The 21026-nt window shown below is 71.2% G+C and carries 17 protein-coding genes; 13 read left to right on the forward strand and 4 right to left on the reverse strand.

Annotated features, from left to right (window positions below; translation table 11 throughout):
- Positions 1 to 9: 9 nt before the first annotated feature.
- The 9 genes from ACF09J_RS12250 to ACF09J_RS12290 all read left to right on the forward strand — a co-directional run bounded on the left by ACF09J_RS12250 (position 10) and on the right by ACF09J_RS12290 (position 11225).
- Positions 10 to 1209: an ABC transporter substrate-binding protein gene (locus tag ACF09J_RS12250; RefSeq protein WP_392305312.1), complete on the forward strand. Its 1200-nt coding sequence runs from the start codon at positions 10 to 12 to the stop codon at positions 1207 to 1209.
- A gap of 3 nt (positions 1210 to 1212) precedes the next feature.
- A complete protein-coding gene (locus tag ACF09J_RS12255) occupies positions 1213 to 2115 on the forward strand; it encodes an ABC transporter permease (protein ID WP_392305313.1) in 903 nt (300 codons plus the stop codon).
- Between the two features lie 38 nt (positions 2116 to 2153).
- Positions 2154 to 2969 carry an ABC transporter permease gene (locus ACF09J_RS12260; protein WP_392305314.1) on the forward strand — a complete coding sequence of 272 codons (816 nt, stop codon included), beginning with the start codon at positions 2154 to 2156 and terminating at the stop codon, positions 2967 to 2969.
- Between the two features lie 62 nt (positions 2970 to 3031).
- Entirely contained in the window at positions 3032 to 4030 is a 999-nt protein-coding gene (locus ACF09J_RS12265) for a LacI family DNA-binding transcriptional regulator (RefSeq protein WP_392305315.1), read from the forward strand.
- Between the two features lie 119 nt (positions 4031 to 4149).
- Positions 4150 to 5502 (forward strand): ABC transporter substrate-binding protein, encoded by a 1353-nt coding sequence (locus ACF09J_RS12270; protein WP_392305316.1) that lies wholly within the window; start codon positions 4150 to 4152, stop codon positions 5500 to 5502.
- 5 nt (positions 5503 to 5507) lie between these two features.
- On the forward strand, positions 5508 to 6461 hold the full coding sequence (locus tag ACF09J_RS12275) for a carbohydrate ABC transporter permease (protein WP_392305317.1): 954 nt from the start codon (positions 5508 to 5510) through the stop codon (positions 6459 to 6461).
- Positions 6458 to 7333 carry a carbohydrate ABC transporter permease gene (locus tag ACF09J_RS12280; protein ID WP_392305318.1) on the forward strand — a complete coding sequence of 292 codons (876 nt, stop codon included), beginning with the start codon at positions 6458 to 6460 and terminating at the stop codon, positions 7331 to 7333. The genes ACF09J_RS12275 and ACF09J_RS12280 overlap by 4 nt, the downstream gene beginning before the upstream one ends.
- Positions 7334 to 7364: 31 nt before the next feature.
- Positions 7365 to 8972 carry a glycoside hydrolase family 13 protein gene (locus ACF09J_RS12285; RefSeq protein ID WP_392305319.1) on the forward strand — a complete coding sequence of 536 codons (1608 nt, stop codon included), beginning with the start codon at positions 7365 to 7367 and terminating at the stop codon, positions 8970 to 8972.
- Positions 8973 to 9041: 69 nt separating this feature from the next.
- Positions 9042 to 11225 (forward strand): discoidin domain-containing protein, encoded by a 2184-nt coding sequence (locus ACF09J_RS12290; protein WP_392305320.1) that lies wholly within the window; start codon positions 9042 to 9044, stop codon positions 11223 to 11225.
- A gap of 136 nt (positions 11226 to 11361) precedes the next feature.
- Here ACF09J_RS12290 and ACF09J_RS12295 read toward each other — a convergent pair whose 3' ends face one another.
- Together ACF09J_RS12295 and ACF09J_RS12300 are read right to left on the reverse strand one after the other, a co-directional pair.
- Positions 11362 to 12024: a response regulator gene (locus ACF09J_RS12295; protein WP_392305321.1), complete on the reverse strand. Its 663-nt coding sequence runs from the start codon at positions 12022 to 12024 to the stop codon at positions 11362 to 11364.
- Positions 12025 to 12038: 14 nt separating this feature from the next.
- Positions 12039 to 13256, reverse strand: coding sequence for a sensor histidine kinase (locus ACF09J_RS12300; protein ID WP_392305322.1), 1218 nt, complete (start codon positions 13254 to 13256; stop codon positions 12039 to 12041).
- Positions 13257 to 13363: 107 nt separating this feature from the next.
- Between ACF09J_RS12300 and ACF09J_RS12305 the strand changes: the two genes are divergently transcribed.
- The 4 genes from ACF09J_RS12305 (at position 13364) to ACF09J_RS12320 (ending at position 18636) form a co-directional block, all read left to right on the forward strand.
- The gene (locus ACF09J_RS12305; RefSeq protein ID WP_392305323.1) at positions 13364 to 14314 is read left to right on the forward strand and encodes an ATP-binding cassette domain-containing protein; all 951 of its coding nucleotides are present in this window, start codon (positions 13364 to 13366) and stop codon (positions 14312 to 14314) included.
- Between the two features lie 2 nt (positions 14315 to 14316).
- Positions 14317 to 15051 carry an ABC transporter permease gene (locus ACF09J_RS12310; RefSeq protein ID WP_392305324.1) on the forward strand — a complete coding sequence of 245 codons (735 nt, stop codon included), beginning with the start codon at positions 14317 to 14319 and terminating at the stop codon, positions 15049 to 15051.
- Positions 15052 to 15433: 382 nt separating this feature from the next.
- Entirely contained in the window at positions 15434 to 17194 is a 1761-nt protein-coding gene (locus tag ACF09J_RS12315) for an ABC transporter permease (RefSeq protein WP_392305325.1), read from the forward strand.
- 68 nt (positions 17195 to 17262) lie between these two features.
- Positions 17263 to 18636, forward strand: a complete 1374-nt coding sequence (locus ACF09J_RS12320) for a nitrate/sulfonate/bicarbonate ABC transporter ATP-binding protein (RefSeq protein ID WP_392305326.1) — start codon at positions 17263 to 17265, stop codon at positions 18634 to 18636.
- Positions 18637 to 18664: 28 nt separating this feature from the next.
- On the opposite strand, the gene ACF09J_RS12325 is transcribed toward ACF09J_RS12320, so the two are convergent.
- Together ACF09J_RS12325 and ACF09J_RS12330 are read right to left on the reverse strand one after the other, a co-directional pair.
- Positions 18665 to 19075 carry an ArsR/SmtB family transcription factor gene (locus ACF09J_RS12325; RefSeq protein WP_392305327.1) on the reverse strand — a complete coding sequence of 137 codons (411 nt, stop codon included), beginning with the start codon at positions 19073 to 19075 and terminating at the stop codon, positions 18665 to 18667.
- Between the two features lie 4 nt (positions 19076 to 19079).
- Positions 19080 to 20909, reverse strand: a complete 1830-nt coding sequence (locus ACF09J_RS12330) for a phosphatidylglycerol lysyltransferase domain-containing protein (RefSeq protein WP_392305328.1) — start codon at positions 20907 to 20909, stop codon at positions 19080 to 19082.
- Between the last annotated feature and the right edge of the window lie 117 nt (positions 20910 to 21026).

The following is a 21026-nucleotide window of genomic DNA, read 5'->3' on the forward strand; positions in this document are numbered from 1 at the left end:
GAGTACGTCGTGCGCCTGACCCGAACCCTCCAGACGGCGGCCGCCCTCACGCTGCTGCTCGCCGCCACCGCATGCGGCTCCTCCGGCTCGGGGAGCGACACCTCCGCCACCGGACTCAACCCTCCCGACCTCAAGGCGCAGTCACAACTCGGCAAGACCGAGGGCCGGGTCAACGTGATCGCCTGGGCCGGCTACGTCGAGGACGGCTCCAACGACCCCGGGGCCGACTGGGTCAGCGGCTTCGAGAAGCAGACCGGCTGCCAGGTCCACTCCAAGGTCGCGGCCAGCTCCGACGAGATGGTCAAGCTGATGAAGACGGGGGAGTACGACACCGTCTCCGCTTCCGGTGACGCCTCCCTGCGCCTGATCGCCTCCGGCGACGCCGTCCCGGTCAACACCGACCTCGTACCGAACTACAAGGACGTCTTCGACGACCTGAAGATGCAGGCCTGGAACTCCGTCAAGGGCAAGGCCTACGGCATCCCGCACGGCCGCGGCGCCAACCTGCTGATGTACAACACCGACAAGGTACGGCCGGCGCCCACCTCCTGGTCCGCCGTCTTCGACGACGCGGCACGGTACAAGGGTCACGTCACCGCCTACGACTCGCCCATCTACATCGCCGACGCCGCCCTGTATCTCAAGGCCACCAGGCCCGAGTTGAAGATCAAGGACCCGTACGCGCTCGACCAGAAGCAGTTCGACGCCGCCGTCGCCCTGCTGAAGAAGCAGAACGCCGACATCGGCGAGTACTGGGGCGACTACCTCAAGGAGATCTCCGCGTTCAAGAGCGGGGACTCCCTGGTCGGCACCACCTGGCAGGTCATCGTGAACCTCGCCGCCTCCGAGGGCGCCAAGGTCAAGGCGTTCGTGCCGAAGGAGGGCGCGACCGGGTGGTCCGACACCTGGATGGTCTCCGCCAAGGCCAAGCACCCCAACTGCGCCTACAAGTGGCTGGACTGGATCGTCTCCCCGAAGGTCAACGCCCAGGTGGCCGAGTACTTCGGCGAGGCCCCCGCCAACGCCAAGGCCTGCGAGCAGACCAGCGACAAGGGCTTCTGCGCCACCTACCACGCGGCCGACACCGGCTACTGGAAGCGGGTCGCCTTCTGGAACACGCCGATTCCGCAGTGCCTGGACGGCCGTACGGACGTCACCTGCGTTCCGTACGCCAAGTGGGTGCAGGCCTGGACCGAGATCAAGGGCTGAACCATGACCGTCATCGCCCGGTCCGCCGGACGACAGGGCCGGGGGGCCGGCGTCCGGCGGCTGGCGGGGATACTTCACCGCCGCCCCCGGCTGCGCCTGACCCTGCTGCTGACCGCCCCGCTGCTGTGGCTGGCCGTGCTGTACCTCGGCTCGCTGACCGTGCTGTTCCTCTCCGCCTTCTGGACGACGAACTCCTTCACCTCCGAGGTCGTCAAGGTCTGGTCGCTGGACAACTTCCGCGCCCTGCTCACGACGTCCGTCTTCCACCAGGTGATCCTGCGCAGCGTCGGCTTGGCCCTCGCGGTCACCGCCCTGTGCGCGCTGATCGCCTTCCCGCTCGCCTTCTGCACCGCACGCGTCGCCCGGCCCCGGTGGCGGCCGCTGCTCGTCGTCGCCATCCTCACGCCGCTGTGGGCGAGTTACCTGGTCAAGGTGTACGCCTGGCGGCTGATCCTGTCTCAGGGAGGGCTCGCCGACTGGATGCTGAAGCCGTTCGGGCTGAGCGGCCCCGGCTTCGGCCTGCCGGCCGCCCTCCTCACCCTGACCTACCTGTGGCTGCCGTACATGATCCTGCCGATCCACACCGCTCTCGAGCAGTTGCCGGCCAACCTGCTCGACGCCTCCGCCGACCTCGGGGCGCGCCCGTGGCGCACCTTCCGGTCGGTGGTGCTGCCGATGGTGCTGCCCGCGGTCGCCGCCGGGTCCGTCTTCACCTTCTCGCTCAGCCTCGGCGACTACATCACCGTGCAGATCGTCGGCGGCAAGACCCAGCTGATCGGCAATCTCGTCTACTCCAACATCGAACTCAACCTGCCCATGGCCGCCGCGCTCGGCACGGTGCCCGTCGTCGTCATCGTGCTCTATCTGCTGGCGATGCGGCGCACGGGCGCCCTCAGCAGCCTCTGACCGTCCACGGCAGCCTTCCCAGGGGGGTGTACCACGTCATGCAGCTCTCCCGTGGCGCGCGCGTCGCGCTGCGCGTCGCCGCCGCCTTCGGGTTCGCGGTGATCTACGTCCCGCTCCTGCTGGTCCTCGTCAACTCACTCAACCCGGACCGCAGCGCCAGTTGGCCGCCGCCCGGACTGACCCTGCACTGGTGGTCGGTGGCCTGGGACAACTCGGGGGCGCGCGGCGCCGTCTGGGTCTCGGTGAAGGCGGGCCTGGGGGCCACCGCGATCGCCCTGGTCCTCGGCACGCTCATCGCCTTCGCGGTGGCCCGGCACCGCTTCCTCGGCCGTGACACCCTGTCCTTCCTGGTGGTGCTGCCGATCGCGCTGCCCGGCATCGTCACCGGCATCGCCCTGAACTCCGCCTTCTCCACGGTGCTCCGGCCGCTCGGCGTCGGCCTCGGCCTGTTCACCGTCGTCGTCGGACACGCCACCTTCTGTGTCGTGGTGGTCTTCAACAACGTCGTGGCCCGGCTGCGCCGCACCTCCGGCTCGTACGAGGAGGCGGCGATGGACCTCGGGGCGAACACCTTCCGCGCCTTCGCCGACGTCACCTTCCCGCTGGTGCGCTCGGCGCTGTTCGCCGGCGGTCTGCTCGCCTTCGCCCTGTCCTTCGACGAGATCGTGGTCACCACCTTCACCGCGGGGCCCGGTGTCGAGACCCTGCCCATCTGGATCTTCAACAACATGACCCGGCCCCAGCAGGCTCCCGTGGTGAACGTCGTGGCGGCCGTCCTGGTCCTCCTCTCGGTCCTCCCGATCTACGTCGCCCAACGCCTGTCCTCGGACACGGCGACGGAGAGCAGGCTCTAGGTCTGAGCGCCGCCCCTCCCTTTACGCAAGCAGCTTGCGTTTCTTGCGCTACGCTTGCGTGCATGACACGACGACTTGCGGAAGTGGCGAAGAAGGTCGGGGTCAGTCAGGCCACGGTCAGCCGGGTGCTCAACGGCAAGCCCGGCGTGTCCGACGCCACCCGGCAGGCGGTGCTCTCCGCGCTGGACGTGCTCGGGTACGAGCGGCCGACGCAGTTGCGCGGCGAGCGGGCCCGGTTGGTGGGCCTGGTCCTGCCCGAGCTGCAGAACCCGATCTTCCCGGCCTTCGCGGAGGCCATCGGCGGGGCGCTGGCCCAGCTCGGGCTCACCCCGGTTCTGTGCACCCAGACCAAGGGCGGGGTCTCCGAGGCGGACTACGTGGAGCTGCTGCTGCAGCAGCAGGTGTCCGGCGTCGTGTTCGCCGGCGGCCTGTACGCCCAGGCGGACGCGCCGCACGACCACTACCGGCGGCTCGCCGAGCGCAACATCCCCGTGGTGCTGGTCAACGCGGCCATAGCGGACCTCGGATTCCCCGCGGTGTCCTGCGACGACGCGGTCGCCGTGGAACAGGCCTGGCGCCATCTCGCCTCCCTGGGGCACGAGCGGATCGGTCTGGTGCTCGGTCCGAAGGACCACATGCCGTCGGCCCGGAAGCTGGCCGCGGCCCGCACCCTCGCGGGCGAGCTGCCCGACGAGTTCGTGGCACGGGCGATCTTCTCCATCGAGGGCGGCCACGCGGCCGGGGCCAAGCTGATCGACCGCGGGGTGACCGGCTTCATCTGCGCCAGCGACCCGCTCGCGCTCGGCGTCGTACGGGCCGTCCGCCGCAAGGGACTCGACGTGCCCGCCCAGATCTCCGTCGTGGGCTACGACGACTCCGCGCTGATGAACTGCACGGAACCGCCGCTCACCACCGAACGCCAGCCCATCGAGTCGATGGGCAAGGCCGCGGTCGAACTGCTCAACGCGCAGATCGGCGGCACCTCCGTACCGGCCGACGAGCTGCTGTTCGAGCCGGAACTGGTGGTCCGCGGCTCCACAGCGCAAGCACCGCGTGCCTGAGATCCAGTAGATCCTCTCTACTGTCGAATAATTACAGATTCTGCGCGACATCTTGCGAAGCTCTGTCGCCGGTGCTTGAGTGTGCGGCGCCCACAGCTCCTGTCCAGAGGGGTCCACCGATGTCAAGCACCGGCTTCCGCCGCACCTTTGTGGCGATCGGCGTCTGTTCCTCCCTTGCCCTCGTCGCCACGGCCTGCGGGTCGTCCGACGACGAGTCGTCCGGCGGCAAGACCCGCATCACCGTCAACTGCGAGCCGCCCAAGAGCGCCAAGGTCGACCGGAAGTTCTTCGAGGAGGACATCGCCTCCTTCGAGAAGCGGAACCCGGACATCGACGTCGTCGCGCACGACGCCTTCCCCTGCCAGGACCCGAAGACGTTCGACGCCAAGCTGGCCGGCGGCCAGATGGAGGACGTCTTCTACACCTACTTCACCGACGCCAAGCACGTCGTGGACATCAACCAGGCCGCCGACCTCACCCCGTACGTCAAGGAGTTGAAGAGCTACGACACCATCCAGCAGCAGCTGCGCGACATCTACACCGTCGACGGCAAGATCTACGGCATCCCGCGCACCGGCTACTCGATGGGCCTGATCTACAACCGCAAGCTCTTCGAGAAGGCGGGCCTCGACCCCGACAAGCCTCCGGCCAGCTGGGAGGAGGTCCGCGCCGCCGCCAAGAAGATCGCCGCGCTCGGCGGCGGCACCGTCGGCTACGCCGACTACAGCGCCCAGAACCAGGGCGGCTGGCACTTCACCGCCGAGCTGTACTCGCAGGGCGGCGACGTCGTCGACGCCGACGGCAAGAAGGCCACCGTGGACACCCCCGAGGGCCACGCCGTGCTCCAGAACCTGCACGACATGCGGTGGACCGACGACTCGATGGGCAGCAAGCAGCTCCTCGTCATCAACGACGTGCAGCAGATGATGGGTTCGGGCAAGCTCGGCATGTACCTCTCCGCCCCCGACAACATCCCGATCCTGGTCAAGGAGAAGGGCGGCGACTACAAGGACCTGGCCCTCGCCCCGATGCCCGGCGGCAAGGGCACGCTCATCGGCGGCGACGGCTACATGTTCAACAAGAAGGCCACGCCCGACCAGATCCGCGCCGGCCTCAAGTGGCTCGACCACATGTTCCTCACCCCGGGCGCCGGCTTCCTCGGCGACTACGCCCGCGCCAAGAAGAACGACGGCCCGGTCGGCCTGCCCGAGCCGCGCCTGTTCACCGGCGCCGCCGACGCCAAGGACCAGGAGGTCAAGAAGGCCAACGCGAACGTCCCGGTGGAGAACTACCAGGCCTTCCTCGACGGCAACAAGAACCTCCAGCTCGAGATAGAGCCGCCCAACGCCCAGCAGATCTACTCCGTCCTCGACGGTGTCGTCTCCGCCGTCCTCACCAAGAAGGACGCGAACATCGACCAGCTCCTGAAGGACGCCTCCGGCAAGATCGACGGCATCCTGGCCCGGAGCTGACGGCGATGACGAAGACGGCAGCGCGGCGACCCGCCCCGGCGGTCGCCGTGAGCCCCCTTCCGGCGCCGCCCCCGGCGGGGGACCGGAGGCGGCGGCGACTGCGCGACCAGCTCCACGCCTACGGATTCCTCCTGGGTGGCCTCGTCTGCTTCGCTCTGTTCTCCTGGTACCCGGCGATCCGCGCGGTCGTGATCGCCTTCCAGAAGTACACGCCGGGCGCCGAGCCCGAGTGGGTCGGCACGGCCAACTTCACCCGCGTCCTGCACGACCCGGAGTTCACGGCGGCCTGGCGCAACACGCTCACCTTCACGCTGCTGGCCCTGCTCATCGGCTTCGCCGTCCCGTTCGTCCTCGCCCTGGTCCTCAACGAACTCCGCCACGCCAAGGCCTTCTTCCGGGTCGTGGTCTACCTGCCGGTGATGATCCCTCCGGTGGTCAGCGCCCTGCTCTGGAAGTGGTTCTACGATCCCGGAGCCGGCCTCGCCAACGAGGCGCTGCGCTTCCTGCACCTGCCCACCTCGAACTGGACCAACGGCGCCGACACCGCCCTGCTCTCCCTGGTGATCGTGGCGACCTGGGCCAACATGGGCGGCACCGTCCTGATCTACCTGGCCGCGCTCCAGTCCATCCCCGGCGAGCTGTACGAGGCCGCCGAACTGGACGGCGCGAACCTCCTCCAACGCGTGCGGCACGTAACGGTCCCGCAGACCAGGTTCGTCATCCTCATGCTGATGCTCCTTCAGGTCATCGCCACCATGCAGGTGTTCACGGAGCCGTTCGTCATCACGGGCGGCGGCCCGGAGAACGCCACGGTCACCGTCCTCTACCTGATCTACAAGTACGCCTTCCTCTACAACGACTTCGGCGGGGCCTGCGCGCTCAGCGTGATGCTCCTGGCGCTGCTCGGCGCGTTCTCCGCCGTCTATCTGCGGCTCACCCGCTCCGAGGGGGACGCATGAGCACCCGGACCCTGATCTCCCCGGCCGTCCTGGCCCGCCCGCGCGGCAAGGCCGCCTACTGGACCGTGTTCACCGGTGTCGTCCTGCTCTTCGCGCTCGCTTTCCTCTTCCCGGTCTACTGGATGGCGACCGGCGCGATGAAGTCACCGGACGAGATCGCCCGGACCCCGCCCACCCCGCTGCCGAAGCACTGGCACCTCGGCGGCTTCACCGACGCCTGGGACCTGATGCAGCTCCCGCAGCACCTGGGGAACACGGTGGTGCAGGCCGCCGGGGCCTGGGCGTTCCAACTGGTGTTCTGCACGGCCGCCGCCTACGCCCTGTCCAAGCTGAGACCCGCCTTCGGCAAGGTGATCCTCGGCGGCATCCTCGCCACCCTCATGGTCCCGGCCCAGGCCCTGGTCGTACCGAAGTACCTGACCGTCGCCGACCTCCCCCTGATCCACACGAGCCTGCTCAACGACCCCCTCGCGATCTGGCTGCCGGCCGTCGCCAACGCCTTCAACCTCTACCTCCTCAAACGGTTCTTCGACCAGCTCCCGCGGGACGTGCTGGAGGCCGCCGAGATCGACGGCGCCGGACGGCTGCGCATCCTGTGGTCGGTGGTGCTGCCCATGTCCCGGCCGGTCCTCGGCGTAGTCTCGATCTTCGCGCTGGTCGCCGTGTGGCAGGACTTCCTCTGGCCGCTGATGGTCTTCTCCGACACCGACAAACAGCCGATCAGCGTGGCCCTCGTCCAGCTCTCGCAGAACATCCAGCTGACCGTGCTGGTCGCCGCGATGGTGATCGCCAGCATTCCGATGGTCGCGCTGTTCCTCGTCTTCCAGCGGCACATCATCGCCGGGATCAGCGCCGGCAGCACCAAGGGCTGACACGGCCCCCCTCGACAGAAAGGCACGCACTGTGGGACAGCCCACCCATGCCCGCAAGCAGACCGACTGGTGGCGCTCCGCCGTCATCTACCAGGTCTATGTGCGCAGTTTCGCGGACGGCGACGGGGACGGCACCGGCGACCTCGCCGGAGTCCGCGCGAAGCTCCCGTACCTCGCCGAACTCGGCGTGGACGCCCTCTGGTTCACCCCCTGGTACCTGTCGCCGATGAAGGACGGCGGCTACGACGTCGCCGACTACCGGGCCATCGACCCGGCCTTCGGAACCCTCGCCGAGGCGGAGAAACTGATCTCGGAGGCCCGGGAACTGGGCATCCGCACCATCGTCGACGTCGTACCGAACCACGTCTCCGACCAGCACCCGTGGTTCCGCGCCGCGCTCGCCGCGCCGCCGGGCAGCCCGGAACGCGAGCTGTTCCACTTCCGCCCGGGGCGCGGGCAGGACGGCGAACTCCCGCCCAACGACTGGCCGTCCCAGTTCGTCGGCTCCACCGAACCGGTGTGGACCCGGCTGCCCGACGGCGACTGGTACCTGCACCTGTTCACGCCCGAGCAGCCCGACCTCAACTGGGCCCACCCGGCGGTCCGCGAGGAGCACGAGGACATCCTGCGCTTCTGGTTCGAGCGGGGCGTCGCGGGCGTCCGCATCGACTCGGCCGCCCTGCTCGCCAAGGACCCCGCGCTGCCGGACCTCGTCGAGGGCCAGGACCCCCACCCGTTCGTCGACCGCGACGAACTCCACGACGTCTACCGCTCCTGGCGGTCCGTGGCCGACGCCTACGACGGCGTCTTCGTCGGCGAGGTCTGGCTGCCCGACCCCGAGCGCTTCGCCCGCTACCTGCGCCCCGACGAACTCCACACCGCCTTCAACTTCTCCTTCCTGTCCTGCCCCTGGGACGCCGGACGGCTGCGGGAGTCCATCGACACGACGCTCGCCGAACACGCCCCGGTGGGGGCGCCCGCCACCTGGGTGCTGTGCAACCACGACGTCACCCGCACGGTCACCCGCTACGGCCGCGCCGACACCGGCTTCGACTTCGCCGCCAAGGCCTTCGGCACCCCCACCGACCTGGCCCTCGGCACCCGCCGCGCCCGCGCCGCCGCCCTGCTGTCCCTCGCCCTGCCCGGCGCTGTCTACGTGTACCAGGGCGAGGAACTCGGCCTGCCCGAGGCCGACATCCCCCTCGACCGCATCGAGGACCCGATGCACTTCCGCTCCGGCGGCACCGACCCCGGCCGCGACGGCTGCCGGGTCCCGCTGCCCTGGGCGGCCGACGCGCCGTACGCCGGCTTCGGCTCCCGCGGGGAACCGTGGCTGCCGCAGCCGGCCGGCTGGCCCGCGTACGCCGTCGACCGGCAGCAGCGCGACCCCTCCTCCATGCTCACCCTCTACCGCGAGGCGATCCGCCTCCGCCCGGCCTTCGGGGACGCACCCCTGACCTGGCTGCCCGCCCCCGAGGGCGTCCTCGCCTTCACCCGTGCCGACGGCACGACCTGCGTCGTCAACCTCGCCGACACCCCTGCCGAACTCCCCACCCACACAGAACTCCTGCTGAGCAGCGGCCCGTTGGACGAGACCGGCCGGCTTCCGCAGGACACGGCGGCCTGGCTGCGCGCCTGAGCCCGCGCAGCCCGCCCGCTGCGACGCACCGCGCTATCCCCGTACCCCCCACCACGAAGGGATCAGCACATGCACGCGAACACCAGGGCCGGATCAGCCCGGCGCCTGCCGGCCATCGGGGCGAGCGTCGCCCTCGCCGCCGGCATGCTCGTCACCCTCGGCGCACCCGCCGCCCACGCCGCGGCGGGCGCCACCCTCCCCTTCACCTCCGTCGAGGCCGAGTCCGCCACCACCAGCGGGACCAGGATCGGGCCCGACTACACGCAGGGCACGCTCGCCTCCGAGGCCTCCGGGCGCCAGGCCGTCCGGCTCTCCTCCGGGCAGCGCGTGGAGTTCACCGTGCCGCGCGCCGCCAACGCCGTGAACGTCTCCTACAGCGTCCCCGACGGCCAGTCCGGCACGCTCAACGTGTACGTCAACGGCACGAAGCTGAGCAGGACGCTCGCGGTCACCTCGAAGTACTCCTACGTCGACACCGGCTGGATTGCCGGCGCCAGAACGCACCACTTCTTCGACAACGCGCGGCTCCTGCTCGGCCAGAACGTCCAGCCCGGCGACAAGGTCGCCGTGGAGGCCGCGAACGTCCAGGTCACCGTGGACGTCGCCGACTTCGAGCAGGCCGCCGGTGCCGCCTCCCAGCCCGCCGGATCGGTCTCCGTCACCTCCAGGGGCGCCGACCCCAGCGGCCAGGGCGACTCGACCCAGGCCTTCCGGGACGCCATCTCCGCCGCGCAGGGCGGCGTGGTGTGGATCCCGCCCGGCGACTACCGGCTCACGTCCTCCCTGGGCGGCGTCCAGAACGTCACCCTCCAGGGCGCGGGGAGCTGGTACTCGGTCGTGCACGCCTCCCGCTTCATCGACCAGTCCAGCTCCGCGGGGAACGTGCACATCAAGGACTTCGCGGTCATCGGCGAGGTCACCGAGCGCGTCGACTCCAGCCCCGACAACTTCGTCAACGGCTCGCTCGGGCCGAACTCCTCCGTCTCCGGCATGTGGCTCCAGCATCTGAAGGTCGGCCTGTGGCTGACCGGCAACAACGACAACCTCGTCGTCGAGAACAGCCGCATCCTCGACACCACCGCCGACGGGCTCAACCTCAACGGCACCGCCAAGGGCGTGAAGGTCCGCAACAACTTCCTGCGCAACCAGGGCGACGACTCGCTCGCCATGTGGTCGCTGTACGGTCCTGACACCAACAGCAGCTTCGAGAACAACACCATCTCGCAGCCGAACCTGGCCAACGGCATCGCGATCTACGGCGGCACGGACATCACGGTGAAGGACAACCTGATCTCCGACACCAATGCCCTCGGCAGCGGCATCGCGATCTCCAATCAGAAGTTCCTCGACCCCTTCTCGCCGCTGGCCGGCACCATCACGGTCGACGGCAACACGCTGGTGCGGGCCGGCGCGATGAATCCCAACTGGAACCACCCGATGGGCGCGCTGCGCGTCGACTCCTACGACAGCGCCATCAACGCCACCGTCCGCATCACCAACACCACGATCACCGACAGCCCGTACAGCGCCTTCGAGTTCGTGTCGGGCGGCGGCCACGGCTACCCGGTGAAGGGCGTCACCGTGGACGGCGCGACCGTGAAGAACACCGGCACGGTCGTCGTCCAGGCCGAGGCGCAGGGCGCGGCGACCCTGCGCGGTGTCACCGCCACCGGCGTGGGCGCGGCGGGCATCTACAACTGCCCCTACCCGGCCAACTCGGGCAGCTTCGCGGTGACCGACGGCGGCGGCAACTCCGGCTGGAACACCACCTGGTCGGACTGCTCGACCTGGCCGCAGCCCGGCCAGGGCAACCCCGACCCCGACCCGGGCCGCAACCTGGCCAAGGGCCGCCCGGCCACCGCCACCGGCTCCCAGGACGTCTACACCCCGGGCAACGCGGTCGACGGGAACGCCAACACCTACTGGGAGTCCACCAACAACGCCTTCCCGCAGTCGTTGACGGTCGACCTGGGCTCGAACCAGGCCGTCCGCCGACTCGTGCTGAAGCTGCCGCCGTCGTCGGCCTGGGGCGCCCGTACCCAGACCATCACCGTGCAGGGCAGCACCGACGGCTCGTCCTACTCCACCGTCGTCGGCTCCCAGGGCTACCGCTTCGACCCGGCCACCGGCAACACGGCCACCGTGTCCCTGCCCGGCAACACCAACCTCCGCCGGCTCCGCCTGACCGTCAGCGCCAACACCGGCTGGCCGGCAGGCCAGTTCAGCGAAGTGGAGGCGTACCTCACCCCGTGACCGCGGGCACCCCGGGCTTCGCCGCCAGGAGCAGGCTCCGCGAGGCGGCGAAGCCCGGAAGGGAGGCGAGAGGCCGGGGACGAGGCCCACTGGGAGGCCGCGGCCGCCGAACTCGGACCACCCGCTCGTCCTGAACTCAACCCGGCGCGACGAACCCGGACTCGTACGCCGCGATGACCGCCTGGGTGCGGTCGCGGGCGCCCAGTTTCGTCAGGACCGAGCTGACATGGGACTTGACGGTCTCGGTGCCCACCACCAGGCGAGCGGCGATCTCCGCGTTCGACAGGCCGCGGGCCATGAGGCGCAGCACCTGTTCCTCCCGTTCGGTCAGCGCGGCCCGTTCCATGGCCGTCCGGGCTGCGGCGTTGCCGTGGTCCTCGCCGTACCGGGCGGCCAACTCCCGCAGTGCCGCCGGGAACAGCAGCGAGTCGCCCGCGGCCACCAGCCGTACCGCGTGCACGATCTCCGCCGGGCGTGCCCGCTTCAGCAGGAAGCCGTCGGCGCCCGCGCGCAGCGCCCCGTACACGTACTCGTCGTTCTCGAAAGTCGTGACCACCACGATCTTCGGCGGATTCGGCACGGTGCGCAGCACGGCCCGGGTGGCCTCGATGCCGTCCATCAGCGGCATCCGCACGTCCATCGCGACGACGTCGGGGCGCAGTTGCCGCACCAGGGGGATCACCGCGGCCCCGTCGGCCGCCTCGCCCACCACCTCGATGTCCGGCTGCGCCTCCAGCACGGCGCGCAGCCCCGCCCGTACGAGCGGTTCGTCGTCGACGAGCAGAACGGTGATCGGCATCCGGTCAGCGTAGATCACCGCAGCGGCAGGTCGACGCGCAGCAGCCACCCGCCGCCGTCCTGCCCCGCCCGCGCCTCGCCGCCGAGCAGCGCCGCCCGCTCCCGGATCCCGCGCAGCCCGCGGCCGCCACCCGCGCCGGCCGCCGGGGCCGCCGCCCCGGCCAGTTGGTTGCGCACCTCCAGCCGCAGCCGTGCCTGCTCCACGGCGATGCGCACGCGCACGTCGACGGGCCCCGCGTGCCGCAGCACATTGGTGAGGGCCTCCTGGAGCATGCGGTAGCCCTCGCGGGAGACCGGGCCGGGCACGTCCTCCAGCGGCCCGGTCACCTCGGCGTCGACCTGTGCGCCCGAGGACCGCGCGGACTCGAGCAGCCGGTCCGCCTCGCCGAGGGCGGGGCGGGGTCCCGCCGGCCGTCCCGTGTCCCGCAGCATGAGCAGAACCTGTTCCAGGTCCTCCAGCGCGGCCCGGCCGGTCTCCTCGATGGCCTCCAGCGCCCGGTCGGTGAACTCCGGGTCGGCGGCCGCCCGCGCGGCACCCGCCTGGACCACGGCCAGCGTCAGCGCGTGGCCGAGGGAGTCGTGCAACTCCCGTGCGATGCGGTTGCGTTCCAGCAGCCGCTCGGTGCGCTCCTCCAGTTCCGACAGCCGCTCCCTGACCGACGGCCCGAGCAGGCGGCGGGCGGCCTGGGCCATGAGGGCGCCCGCCGCGGCGGCCACCGCGAGCAGCACCAGCACGGGCACCGGTACGAGGAGGGCGTACCCCCAGCCGGTCCCGGGAGCCTGAAGGAACGGGTCGGCGACGCCGGGATCCCCGGTGGCCGCCCCGACGAGCGACAGCGAGAGCGCCATCAACTGGCCCGACACCAGGGCGACCGCGAGTCCCGCCTCCATGCGCAGGACCATCCAGGCACCCGTCCTGGCCCGGTCGCTCCACGAGGCGGACGGCGCCGCGGAGATCTCCGGATCCTCCCCGGGCCGCACCCGCGCGTGCGGCCCGGGGAACAGCATCAGCCGCGCCTGGAGCCCCTCCGCACGGCGCATCGAGGGCACGAGGGCCGCGGCCAGGACCAGCGGGACGGGAAGGACCGCGATCAGTGCCCAGTCGCCGGCCGTCGGAGTGACCAGGCCGGGATGGACCATGGCGCAGACGATCGGCACGATCGCCCCCACCAGCAGGTGGAGCCAACGGGTGTAGGTGACCGCACGGGTGAGCGGCGACAGCGGTCCTGGCATGCCGCCATCCTGGCAGGTCGGGCGGGACCGGCGGCTCCCCCGCACGGGGAGGCGGTCTCCTCCGGCGGGGGAGGCCCGGCCCCCGCCCGCCCGGCCACGATGAGGCCATGACCAGCATCCAAGCGCAAGGCCTCACCAAGGAGTACGGCGGCACCAGGGCCCTCGACCGTCTGACGTGCACCGTCGAACCGGGCCGGGTCACCGGGTTCCTCGGCCCCAACGGCGCCGGCAAGTCGACCACCATGCGGCTCGTCCTCGGCCTGGACCGCCCCACCGCGGGCTCCGCCACCGTGGGCGGCCGCCCCTACGCCTCCCTCGGCGAGCCCCTGCGCACCGTCGGCGCCCTGCTGGACGCGCAGGCGGCCCACGGTTCCCGCACCGCCCGCGACCATCTGCGTCTCCTCGCCGTCAGCAACCGCATCCCGGCCCGTCGTGTGGACGAGGTGCTCCAGGAGACCGGACTCGCCTCCGTGGCCCGCCGCCGCGTCCGCACCTTCTCCCTCGGCATGCGTCAGCGGCTCGGCGTCGCCGCCGCGCTCCTCGGCGACCCGCCCGTCCTCATGCTGGACGAACCCGCCAACGGCCTCGACCCGGAAGGGATCGTCTGGATGCGGCAGTTGCTGCGCCGGCTCGCCGGGGAGGGCCGTACGGTCCTGGTCTCCAGCCATCTGATGAACGAGACCGCGGCCTTCGCCGACCACCTCGTCGTCCTCGGCCGGGGCCGGCTCCTGGCCGACACCTCCATGGAGGACTTCATCGAACAGCACAGCCACCCGCGGGTCCGGGTACGCGCCGGCGACCCCGCCCGGCTGCGGTCCGTGCTGCTGGCCGCGGGACACCCGGTGGCGGACGGCGACGGCGGCCGGCTGGTCGTCGAGGGCGCCAGAGCCGAGCAGGTCGGCGCCGTCGCCGCCCGCGAAGGCATCCCGATCCTGGAACTCACCGATGAACGGGCCTCGTTGGAGCAGGCCTATCTCGCGCTCACCTCGGACGAGGCGGAGTTCGCCGCGGCGACCGCCGCGACCGCCGCGTCCCCGACCATCGCCCAGGAGGTGTGACCATGTCCGTCACGGCCGTTCTCCACTCCGAGTGGATCAAGATCAGGTCGGTGCGGGCGAGCTTCGGCTCGCTCGTCGCGGTCCTCGCCGCCACCCTGGCCATCACCCTGCTCGTCTACGCCACCGTCGGCAGGGCGGAGGCGGAGGGCGGCGAGGACCTCCTCTTCGGAGCCTTCTACGCGATCAACTTCGCGCAGATCGCGGCCATCGCGTTCGGGGCCACCGCCGTCTCGTCCGAGTACGCGAACGGCGCCCTGCGGGTCTCCCTGTCGGCCGTGCCGCGCAGGGGCCTGTTCTGCGCGGCCAAGACGGCGGTCGTCGGCGCCGCCGCCCTCGCGGTGGGGCTCGCGACCGGATTCACCACCTTCTTCGTGGGCCAGGCGTTCCTGGGGGAGTACGCCATCGGCCTCGGCACACCGGGAGCGCTGCGGGCCTGCGTCGGCGCCGGGATCTACCTCGCGCTGATGGCCCTGTTCGCCGCCGGGCTCACCTTCCTGCTGCGCAGCGCTGTCGCGGTGCTCAGCCTGCTCATCCCGTTCATCCTGATCGTGTCCTTCGTGGTCGGGGACATCGCCGAGGGCGCCGCGGGCTGTCTGCCGGACCGGGCCGGGCAGCAGGTCCTGCACCAGCAGCCGGCCGGCGGCCTCGGCCCCTGGACGGGCCTCGCGGTGACGGCGCTGTGGGCGACGGCGGCGCTGCTGGCGGGCTGGTGGTCGGTGCGGCGGCGCGACGCCTGACACCTTGGGCTCGATCGAGCCCCCGGGCCCCTATTTGCGTATCGACGCAATAAGCGGCACACTACCTGTCGGCACCCGCCTGCCGCGCCGTGCGCGAGGCGCGTGCTCCCCGACGGAACCGCATGGCTGAACGGAGGCACTCGTGGACATCGACCCACCCAGTCCGAGCGGCCTCTCCGGCAGTCTCTGACCGCCGCCCCGGTCGTCCGCTTTCTTCTTCTCCTCCTCTTTCTTTCCTCTTTTTCCTTCCTTCTCTTTTCGCCGCTTTCTCGCCGTACCCTGTCATGCCGGCCCTGGGGCGAGCGCTGCCGCGTCGCGGTGCGCTCGCCCCAGGGCGCCCATGTGCCGTAGTCCGGGTGGAGCGCGGTCGGAGGTGCCTGTGATGTCGTTCCGGACGAGTGCGCCCGCCTCGCGGTCGCGGACCTCGCTCCCTGCCCGGTTCGCCGGCGGCCTCACCCGGATGACCTGGGTGGATCTGGTCGTCGCCGCCGCGGTGGTGGTGCTGCTGTACGTCACCCTGCGGGTGGGGAAAGGGGTCACGGTCTCGTTCTCCACCAGCCAGTCCGCGAAGGTGGACACCAGCGTCGGCGAGCTGCCCTACGACGCCGCCCGCTCGCTGCTGCGCATGTTCGTCGCCCTGGTCCTGTCCACGGCGTTCACCTTCGTCTACGCCTACGCCGCCGCCAAGAGCCGCCGGCTGGAACGGATCCTGGTCCCGGCGCTGGACATCCTCCAGTCCGTGCCGGTGCTGGCGTTCCTGACCGTGGCGGTGACCGGGTTCGTGGCCCTGTTCCCGGGCACGATGCTCGGCCTTGAGTGCGCCTCGATCTTCGCGATCTTCACCTCCCAGGCGTGGAACATGACGTTCGGCTTCTACCACTCCCTCACCTCGCTGCCCCGCGAGCTGGACGAGCTGTCGAGATCGTTCGGCTTCACCCGGTGGATGCGGTTCTGGAAGGTGGAGCTGCCCGCCGGCATGATCGGCCTGGTCTGGAACGGCATGATGAGCTTCGGCGGCGGCTGGTTCTTCCTCGTCGCCTCCGAGGCCGTCACCCTCGGCCACACCGACTACGCCCTGCCCGGCGTCGGCTCCTACGCCGGGGCCGCGATCGCCGACGGCGACCTGGCCAAGGTCGGCTGCGCCATCCTCACCATGGCGGTCATGGTGATCGGGGTGAACTTCCTCTTCTGGCGGCCGCTGACCGCCTGGGCGGAGAAGTTCAAGATCGAGCAGTCCGAGGCCAGCGAGGTGCAGCGCTCGGTCGTCCTGGACTTCCTGCGCCGCTCCGACTGGCCACGGCTCGCCGGCCGTCTGCTGCGCCCGGCCGGCCGGGCGCTCAGCCGGGCCGGGCGCGTCTTCGGCACCGACGACCGGCCGCTCGTGGTGCGGCGGGGCAGGCAACGCGCGGGGGACGTCGCCTTCGGCCTGGTGGCGGGCGGACTGATCGTCTGGGGCCTGGTCGACCTCTGCCTCTACCTGTACGACCACACCGGCCTCGGGGTGTTCGGCGAGCCGCTGCTGCTCGGGCTCGCCACCCTCGCCCGCGTCGCCGTCCTGGTCGCCGTGGCCACGGTGGTGTGGGTGCCGATCGGCGTGAAGATCGGTTTCTCGCCCCGGCTGACCAGGATCGCCCAGCCGGTGGTGCAGGTGCTGGCGTCGTTCCCGGCGAACTTCCTCTTCCCGCTCGCGGTGTGGTTCTTCCTCAGGACCGGTCTGAGCATCGACATCGGCGGAATCTTCCTGATGGCCCTGGGCGCCCAGTGGTACATCCTGTTCAACACCATCGCCGGGGCCATGGCCATCCCCACCGACCTGCGCGAGGCCATGGACGACCTCGGGGTGAGGGGCCGGCAGCGCTGGCGGCGGCTGATCATCCCCGGCATCTTCCCCGCCTACGTCACCGGCGGCATCACCGCCTCCGGCGGCGCCTGGAACGCCTCCATCGTCGCCGAGGTCGTCACCTTCGGCGGTGTCACGCTCACCGCCACGGGCCTGGGCGCCTACATCGCCCGCGCCACGGAGGAGGGCAACCATCCCGAGCTCATCGCCGGCGTCGTCGTGATGAGCGCCTACGTCGTCTGCCTCAACCGCTTCCTCTGGCGCCGCCTGTACCGGCTGGCCGAGCGCCGGTACTCCCTGTGATCCCCTTCGGGCCGCACCCCGGGCCCCATCCGAACCCCGCACTCCGCACCCCACAGCTTGGACATGCCATGGCGATGAACACCCTCCAGGTCACGAAGAACGCCCGCCCGGCCGACGGTGAGCTGCTGCTGGAGACCGTCGGCCTGACGAAGTCGTACGCCGGCGCCGACGGCGAACTGCCCGTGCTCTCCGGCATCGACCTCCAGATCCGCGCCGGTGAGGTCGTGGCGCTGCTGGGCAAGTCCGGCTCGGGCAAGTCGACGCTGCTGCGCTGCATGGCGGGACTCGTCCCGGCCAGCTCCGGCACCGTCAGCTACAAGGGCGCCGCGCTGACCGGCGCCAACCCGGGTACGGCGATGGTGTTCCAGACCTTCGCGCTGCTGCCCTGGCTGACCGTGCAGCAGAACGTCGAACTCGGCCTGGAGGCCAAGGGCGTGCACCCCGTGGAGCGCACCGAGGCCGCCCGTCTGGCCATCGACCTGATCGGCCTGGACGGCTTCGAGTCCGCCTACCCGAAGGAGCTGTCGGGCGGCATGCGCCAGCGCGTCGGCTTCGCCCGGGCGCTGGTGGTCGAGCCGGACGTGCTGATGATGGACGAGCCCTTCTCCGCCCTGGACGTGCTCACCGCGGAGAACCTGCGCGGCGAGCTGATGGAGCTGTGGGAGTCCGGCCAGTTCCCCACCCGGGCCATCGTGCTGGTCACCCACAACATCGAGGAGGCGGTCCTGCTGGCGGACCGGATCGTGGTGCTCGGCTCCCGCCCCTACGGCACCATCCGGGAAGTCTTCGAGGTCGGCCTGGACCGGCCCCGCGACCGCAACTCCGCCGCCTTCGAGGACATGATCGACCGCGTCTACCGCACCATGACCGGCCGGCAGAAGGAGGGCCGCACCCCCGGTCGTCAGGAGCAGGCCGACCTGGAGAAGCGGACGGTGGCCAACACCCCGCTGCCGCAGGCGAGCGTGGACGGGCTGTCGGGTCTGGCGGAGCTGGTGCTGCACCGCGGCGGGCGCTGCGACCTCGCCGGTCTCGCCGACGACCTCGGCCTCGAGGTCGACGACCTCATGCCCCAGGTCGACGCCCTGGACCTGCTGGGGTTCGCCGGGTTCAGCGGCAACGACCTGCTGCTCACCGACACCGGCACCGCGTTCGCCGGGGCCGACGTCCAGGAGTCGAAGACCATCTTCGCCCGGGCCGCGATCCAGTTGCCGCTGGTCAAGGTGATCACCGGCAGCGTGCGCGGCAAGGCCGACGGCACCGCGCGGGCCGGCTTCTTCCGCGATCTGCTGGCCCATCACTACACCAGCGAGCAGGTCGACCAGCAGTTGGAGACGGCCACCGACTGGGGCCGCTACGCCGAGTTGTACGCCTACGACGCCGGACCCGAGGAGTACCGCCGCGACGACACCGGCGACGCGGCCGGACCCACGGGCGCGCTGTAGCCCGTGCGAGCACCGCGGGGCCGACGCCTCACGGGGTGCCGCCCAGGGCCGGGCGGCGTGAGAGCGCCGGGCTGGTGGCGGTGGCCCGCCGGGGGGCGGGCGCGTTCTCCTCGCCGCCGGGGCCGCCGGCTCCCGGGTCGCCGCTTTCGCCGACCGCGAGGTGGGCGGCCTCCAGCAGGGGGCGTACTCCCGCGGCCCGGTAGTAGATGCGGGTGCCCTCCCGGCGTGTGGTCACCAGGCCGGCCGACCTGAGCCGGGCCAGGTGCTGGGACGTCGCGGCCACATGGGCGCCCAGCATCCGCGCCAGCTCGCTCACCGGCTGCTCGCCGTGGCTGAGAGCCCACAGCAGGCGGTAGCGGGAGGGGTCCGCCACCGCTTTGAGCACCGCCACCGCCCGGTCCGCCGCCTCGGCGTCCCACCCCTGTTCTTGCACATCCATGCAACTAGGGTACCGGCGGTTCCGCGGGCGGCTCCAACGCGGCGGGCTTCGCCTCCGCGGGCACGGGTTCCGGCCGCCGGGGCCCGCGCCGCCAAGGGGCGGGCCAGGACAGGTTGAGGAACGCCTCGGCCTGGAGCGCGGCCAGACTGATCCGGAGCAGGTCCCGGGCCGTGGGGTAGACCAGGAACCTCGGCTCCCACCGGGGCTGGAACTTGGAGTTGAACTTGTACAGCGACTCGATCTGGAACCAGCGGGAGAGGAACAGAAGCAGACCGCGCCAGGCGCGCAGCGCCGGTCCGGCGCCCAGGCGTTCACCGCGGGCGAGGGCGGCGCGGAACATCGCGAAGTTCAGCGACACCCGGCTGACGCCGAGGCCGGGGGACTGCTGGAGGGCCTTGACGATGAGGAGTTCGTTCAGACCGGGGTCGGCGGTGCGGTCGCGGCGCATCAGGTCCAGGGAGATCCCGTCGCGGCCCCAGGGCACGAAGTGCAGGACCGCGCGGATGTCCCCGCCGGGCGCGGGGGCGCCGGCGTCCGGTTCCTTGTGGGCGGTGACGACCACGCAGTCGCCGTCGCCGGCCTCGCCGAAGCGGCCGAGGGCCATGGAGAAGCCGCGCTCCACCTCGGTGCCGCGCCAGGCGGCCGCCGCCGCCCGGATCTCCTCCGTCTCCTGCTCGGACAGGTCCCGCACGCGGCGGATGCGGCAGGCGTAGCCGCCCCGTTCGATGCGGTTGACCATCTGCCGGACATTGCGCATCGGCCGCCCGGACAGGGTGAAGGCGTCGGTGTCCACGACGGCCTCGTCGCCGATCTCCAGTGCGTTCAGGCCGGCTTCGCGCGTCCACACCTCGCCGCCGGTCTCGCTGCACCCCATCACCGCGGGGACCCAGGCGTGCCGGGCAGCGGTGTCCATGAACTCCTTGATGGCGCCGGGCCAGGCCTCCACGTCGCCGATCGGGTCGCCGCCGGCGAGCATCACCCCGGACACCACCCGGTAGGCGATCGCCGCCTTGCCGGTGGGGGAGAACAGCACGTTCTTGTCGCGGCGCAGCGCGAAGTAGCCGAGCGAGTCCCGCTCACCGTGCCGGTCCAGCAGGGTGCGCAGCCGCCGTTCGTCGTCGTCGCCCAGCACGGGTACGGGCGTGAAGGGGCGCAGCGCGAGGTAGAGGGTGGTGGCGGCGGTCAGCAGGCCGAGCCCGGCGAGCGAGAAGTACACGAGGTCGGAGGTGCGCTCGCTGGAGTAGTGCACCGGTCCCTCGATGCCGATCAGCCCGTAGGCGACGTGCTGGATCCGGTCGGACAGCGGGGCCGCGACGACCTTCCTGGGATGCGCGCCGACGATCAGGAGCCCGGCGCCGAAGCTGAAGGCGCTCAGCAGGAGGAAGTTCCACACCGCCCGCCACCGGGTGCGCGGGTCGGACAGCGCGTAGAACTCCCGGCGGGCGACGAGCAGCAGGACGAACAGCAGCACCGTGACGGCGCCGGGCACGTGCTGGTGCCAGCGCAGCAGTTGCAGTGCCGCGCCCGTGGGCAGCAGGACCATCACGGCCCGCCAGGCCCGTCGTTTGCGGCGCCGCAGGGCGTGCGCGAGCATCACCATCAGCACGCCCACGATCAGCGAGGCGGCGGTCGCCACGGTGGACACGGCCCCGGGCAGGGCCACGGCCAGGGTGTGCACCCGCCCGTGCCGCATACGGGGGAAGATCGCCCCCGCGATGTCGAGCACGCCCACGAGCAGGCACAGGTAACCGGCCACGGCGGGCACGCGATGGTAGGAGGCGGCGCGAAGACGGTTCCGCGAGGCGCCTTCGTCGGTGGTCACGGAGTCCTTCACGAGGGGCCAGCGTAGAGCCTGCTGAGCAGGTGTGACCACGGGCGGGGCTGGTGATCGCGTCACGCCCCGGCGTGCTTCAATCAACGAATTGCGCAAGTGGGCGATGATGACGTGCCA

It is taken from the genome of Streptomyces sp. NPDC014889 (genome assembly GCF_043081205.1).
Classification (GTDB): Bacteria; Actinomycetota; Actinomycetes; order Streptomycetales; family Streptomycetaceae; genus Streptomyces.

Bases quoted from the DNA above. Each gene is read 5' to 3' on its own strand.
- ACF09J_RS12255 (WP_392305313.1), top strand. From the start codon at position 1,213: ATGACCGTCATCGCCCGGTCCGCCGGACGACAGGGCCGGGGGGCCGGC.
- ACF09J_RS12260 (WP_392305314.1), top strand. From the start codon at position 2,154: ATGCAGCTCTCCCGTGGCGCGCGCGTCGCGCTGCGCGTCGCCGCCGCC.
- ACF09J_RS12265 (WP_392305315.1), top strand. From the start codon at position 3,032: ATGACACGACGACTTGCGGAAGTGGCGAAGAAGGTCGGGGTCAGTCAG.
- ACF09J_RS12270 (WP_392305316.1), top strand. From the start codon at position 4,150: ATGTCAAGCACCGGCTTCCGCCGCACCTTTGTGGCGATCGGCGTCTGT.
- ACF09J_RS12275 (WP_392305317.1), top strand. From the start codon at position 5,508: ATGACGAAGACGGCAGCGCGGCGACCCGCCCCGGCGGTCGCCGTGAGC.
- ACF09J_RS12280 (WP_392305318.1), top strand. From the start codon at position 6,458: ATGAGCACCCGGACCCTGATCTCCCCGGCCGTCCTGGCCCGCCCGCGC.
- ACF09J_RS12290 (WP_392305320.1), top strand. From the start codon at position 9,042: ATGCACGCGAACACCAGGGCCGGATCAGCCCGGCGCCTGCCGGCCATC.
- ACF09J_RS12295 (WP_392305321.1), bottom strand. From the start codon at position 12,024: ATGCCGATCACCGTTCTGCTCGTCGACGACGAACCGCTCGTACGGGCG.
- ACF09J_RS12300 (WP_392305322.1), bottom strand. From the start codon at position 13,256: ATGCCAGGACCGCTGTCGCCGCTCACCCGTGCGGTCACCTACACCCGT.
- ACF09J_RS12305 (WP_392305323.1), top strand. From the start codon at position 13,364: ATGACCAGCATCCAAGCGCAAGGCCTCACCAAGGAGTACGGCGGCACC.
- ACF09J_RS12310 (WP_392305324.1), top strand. From the start codon at position 14,317: ATGTCCGTCACGGCCGTTCTCCACTCCGAGTGGATCAAGATCAGGTCG.
- ACF09J_RS12315 (WP_392305325.1), top strand. From the start codon at position 15,434: ATGTCGTTCCGGACGAGTGCGCCCGCCTCGCGGTCGCGGACCTCGCTC.
- ACF09J_RS12320 (WP_392305326.1), top strand. From the start codon at position 17,263: ATGGCGATGAACACCCTCCAGGTCACGAAGAACGCCCGCCCGGCCGAC.
- ACF09J_RS12325 (WP_392305327.1), bottom strand. From the start codon at position 19,075: ATGGATGTGCAAGAACAGGGGTGGGACGCCGAGGCGGCGGACCGGGCG.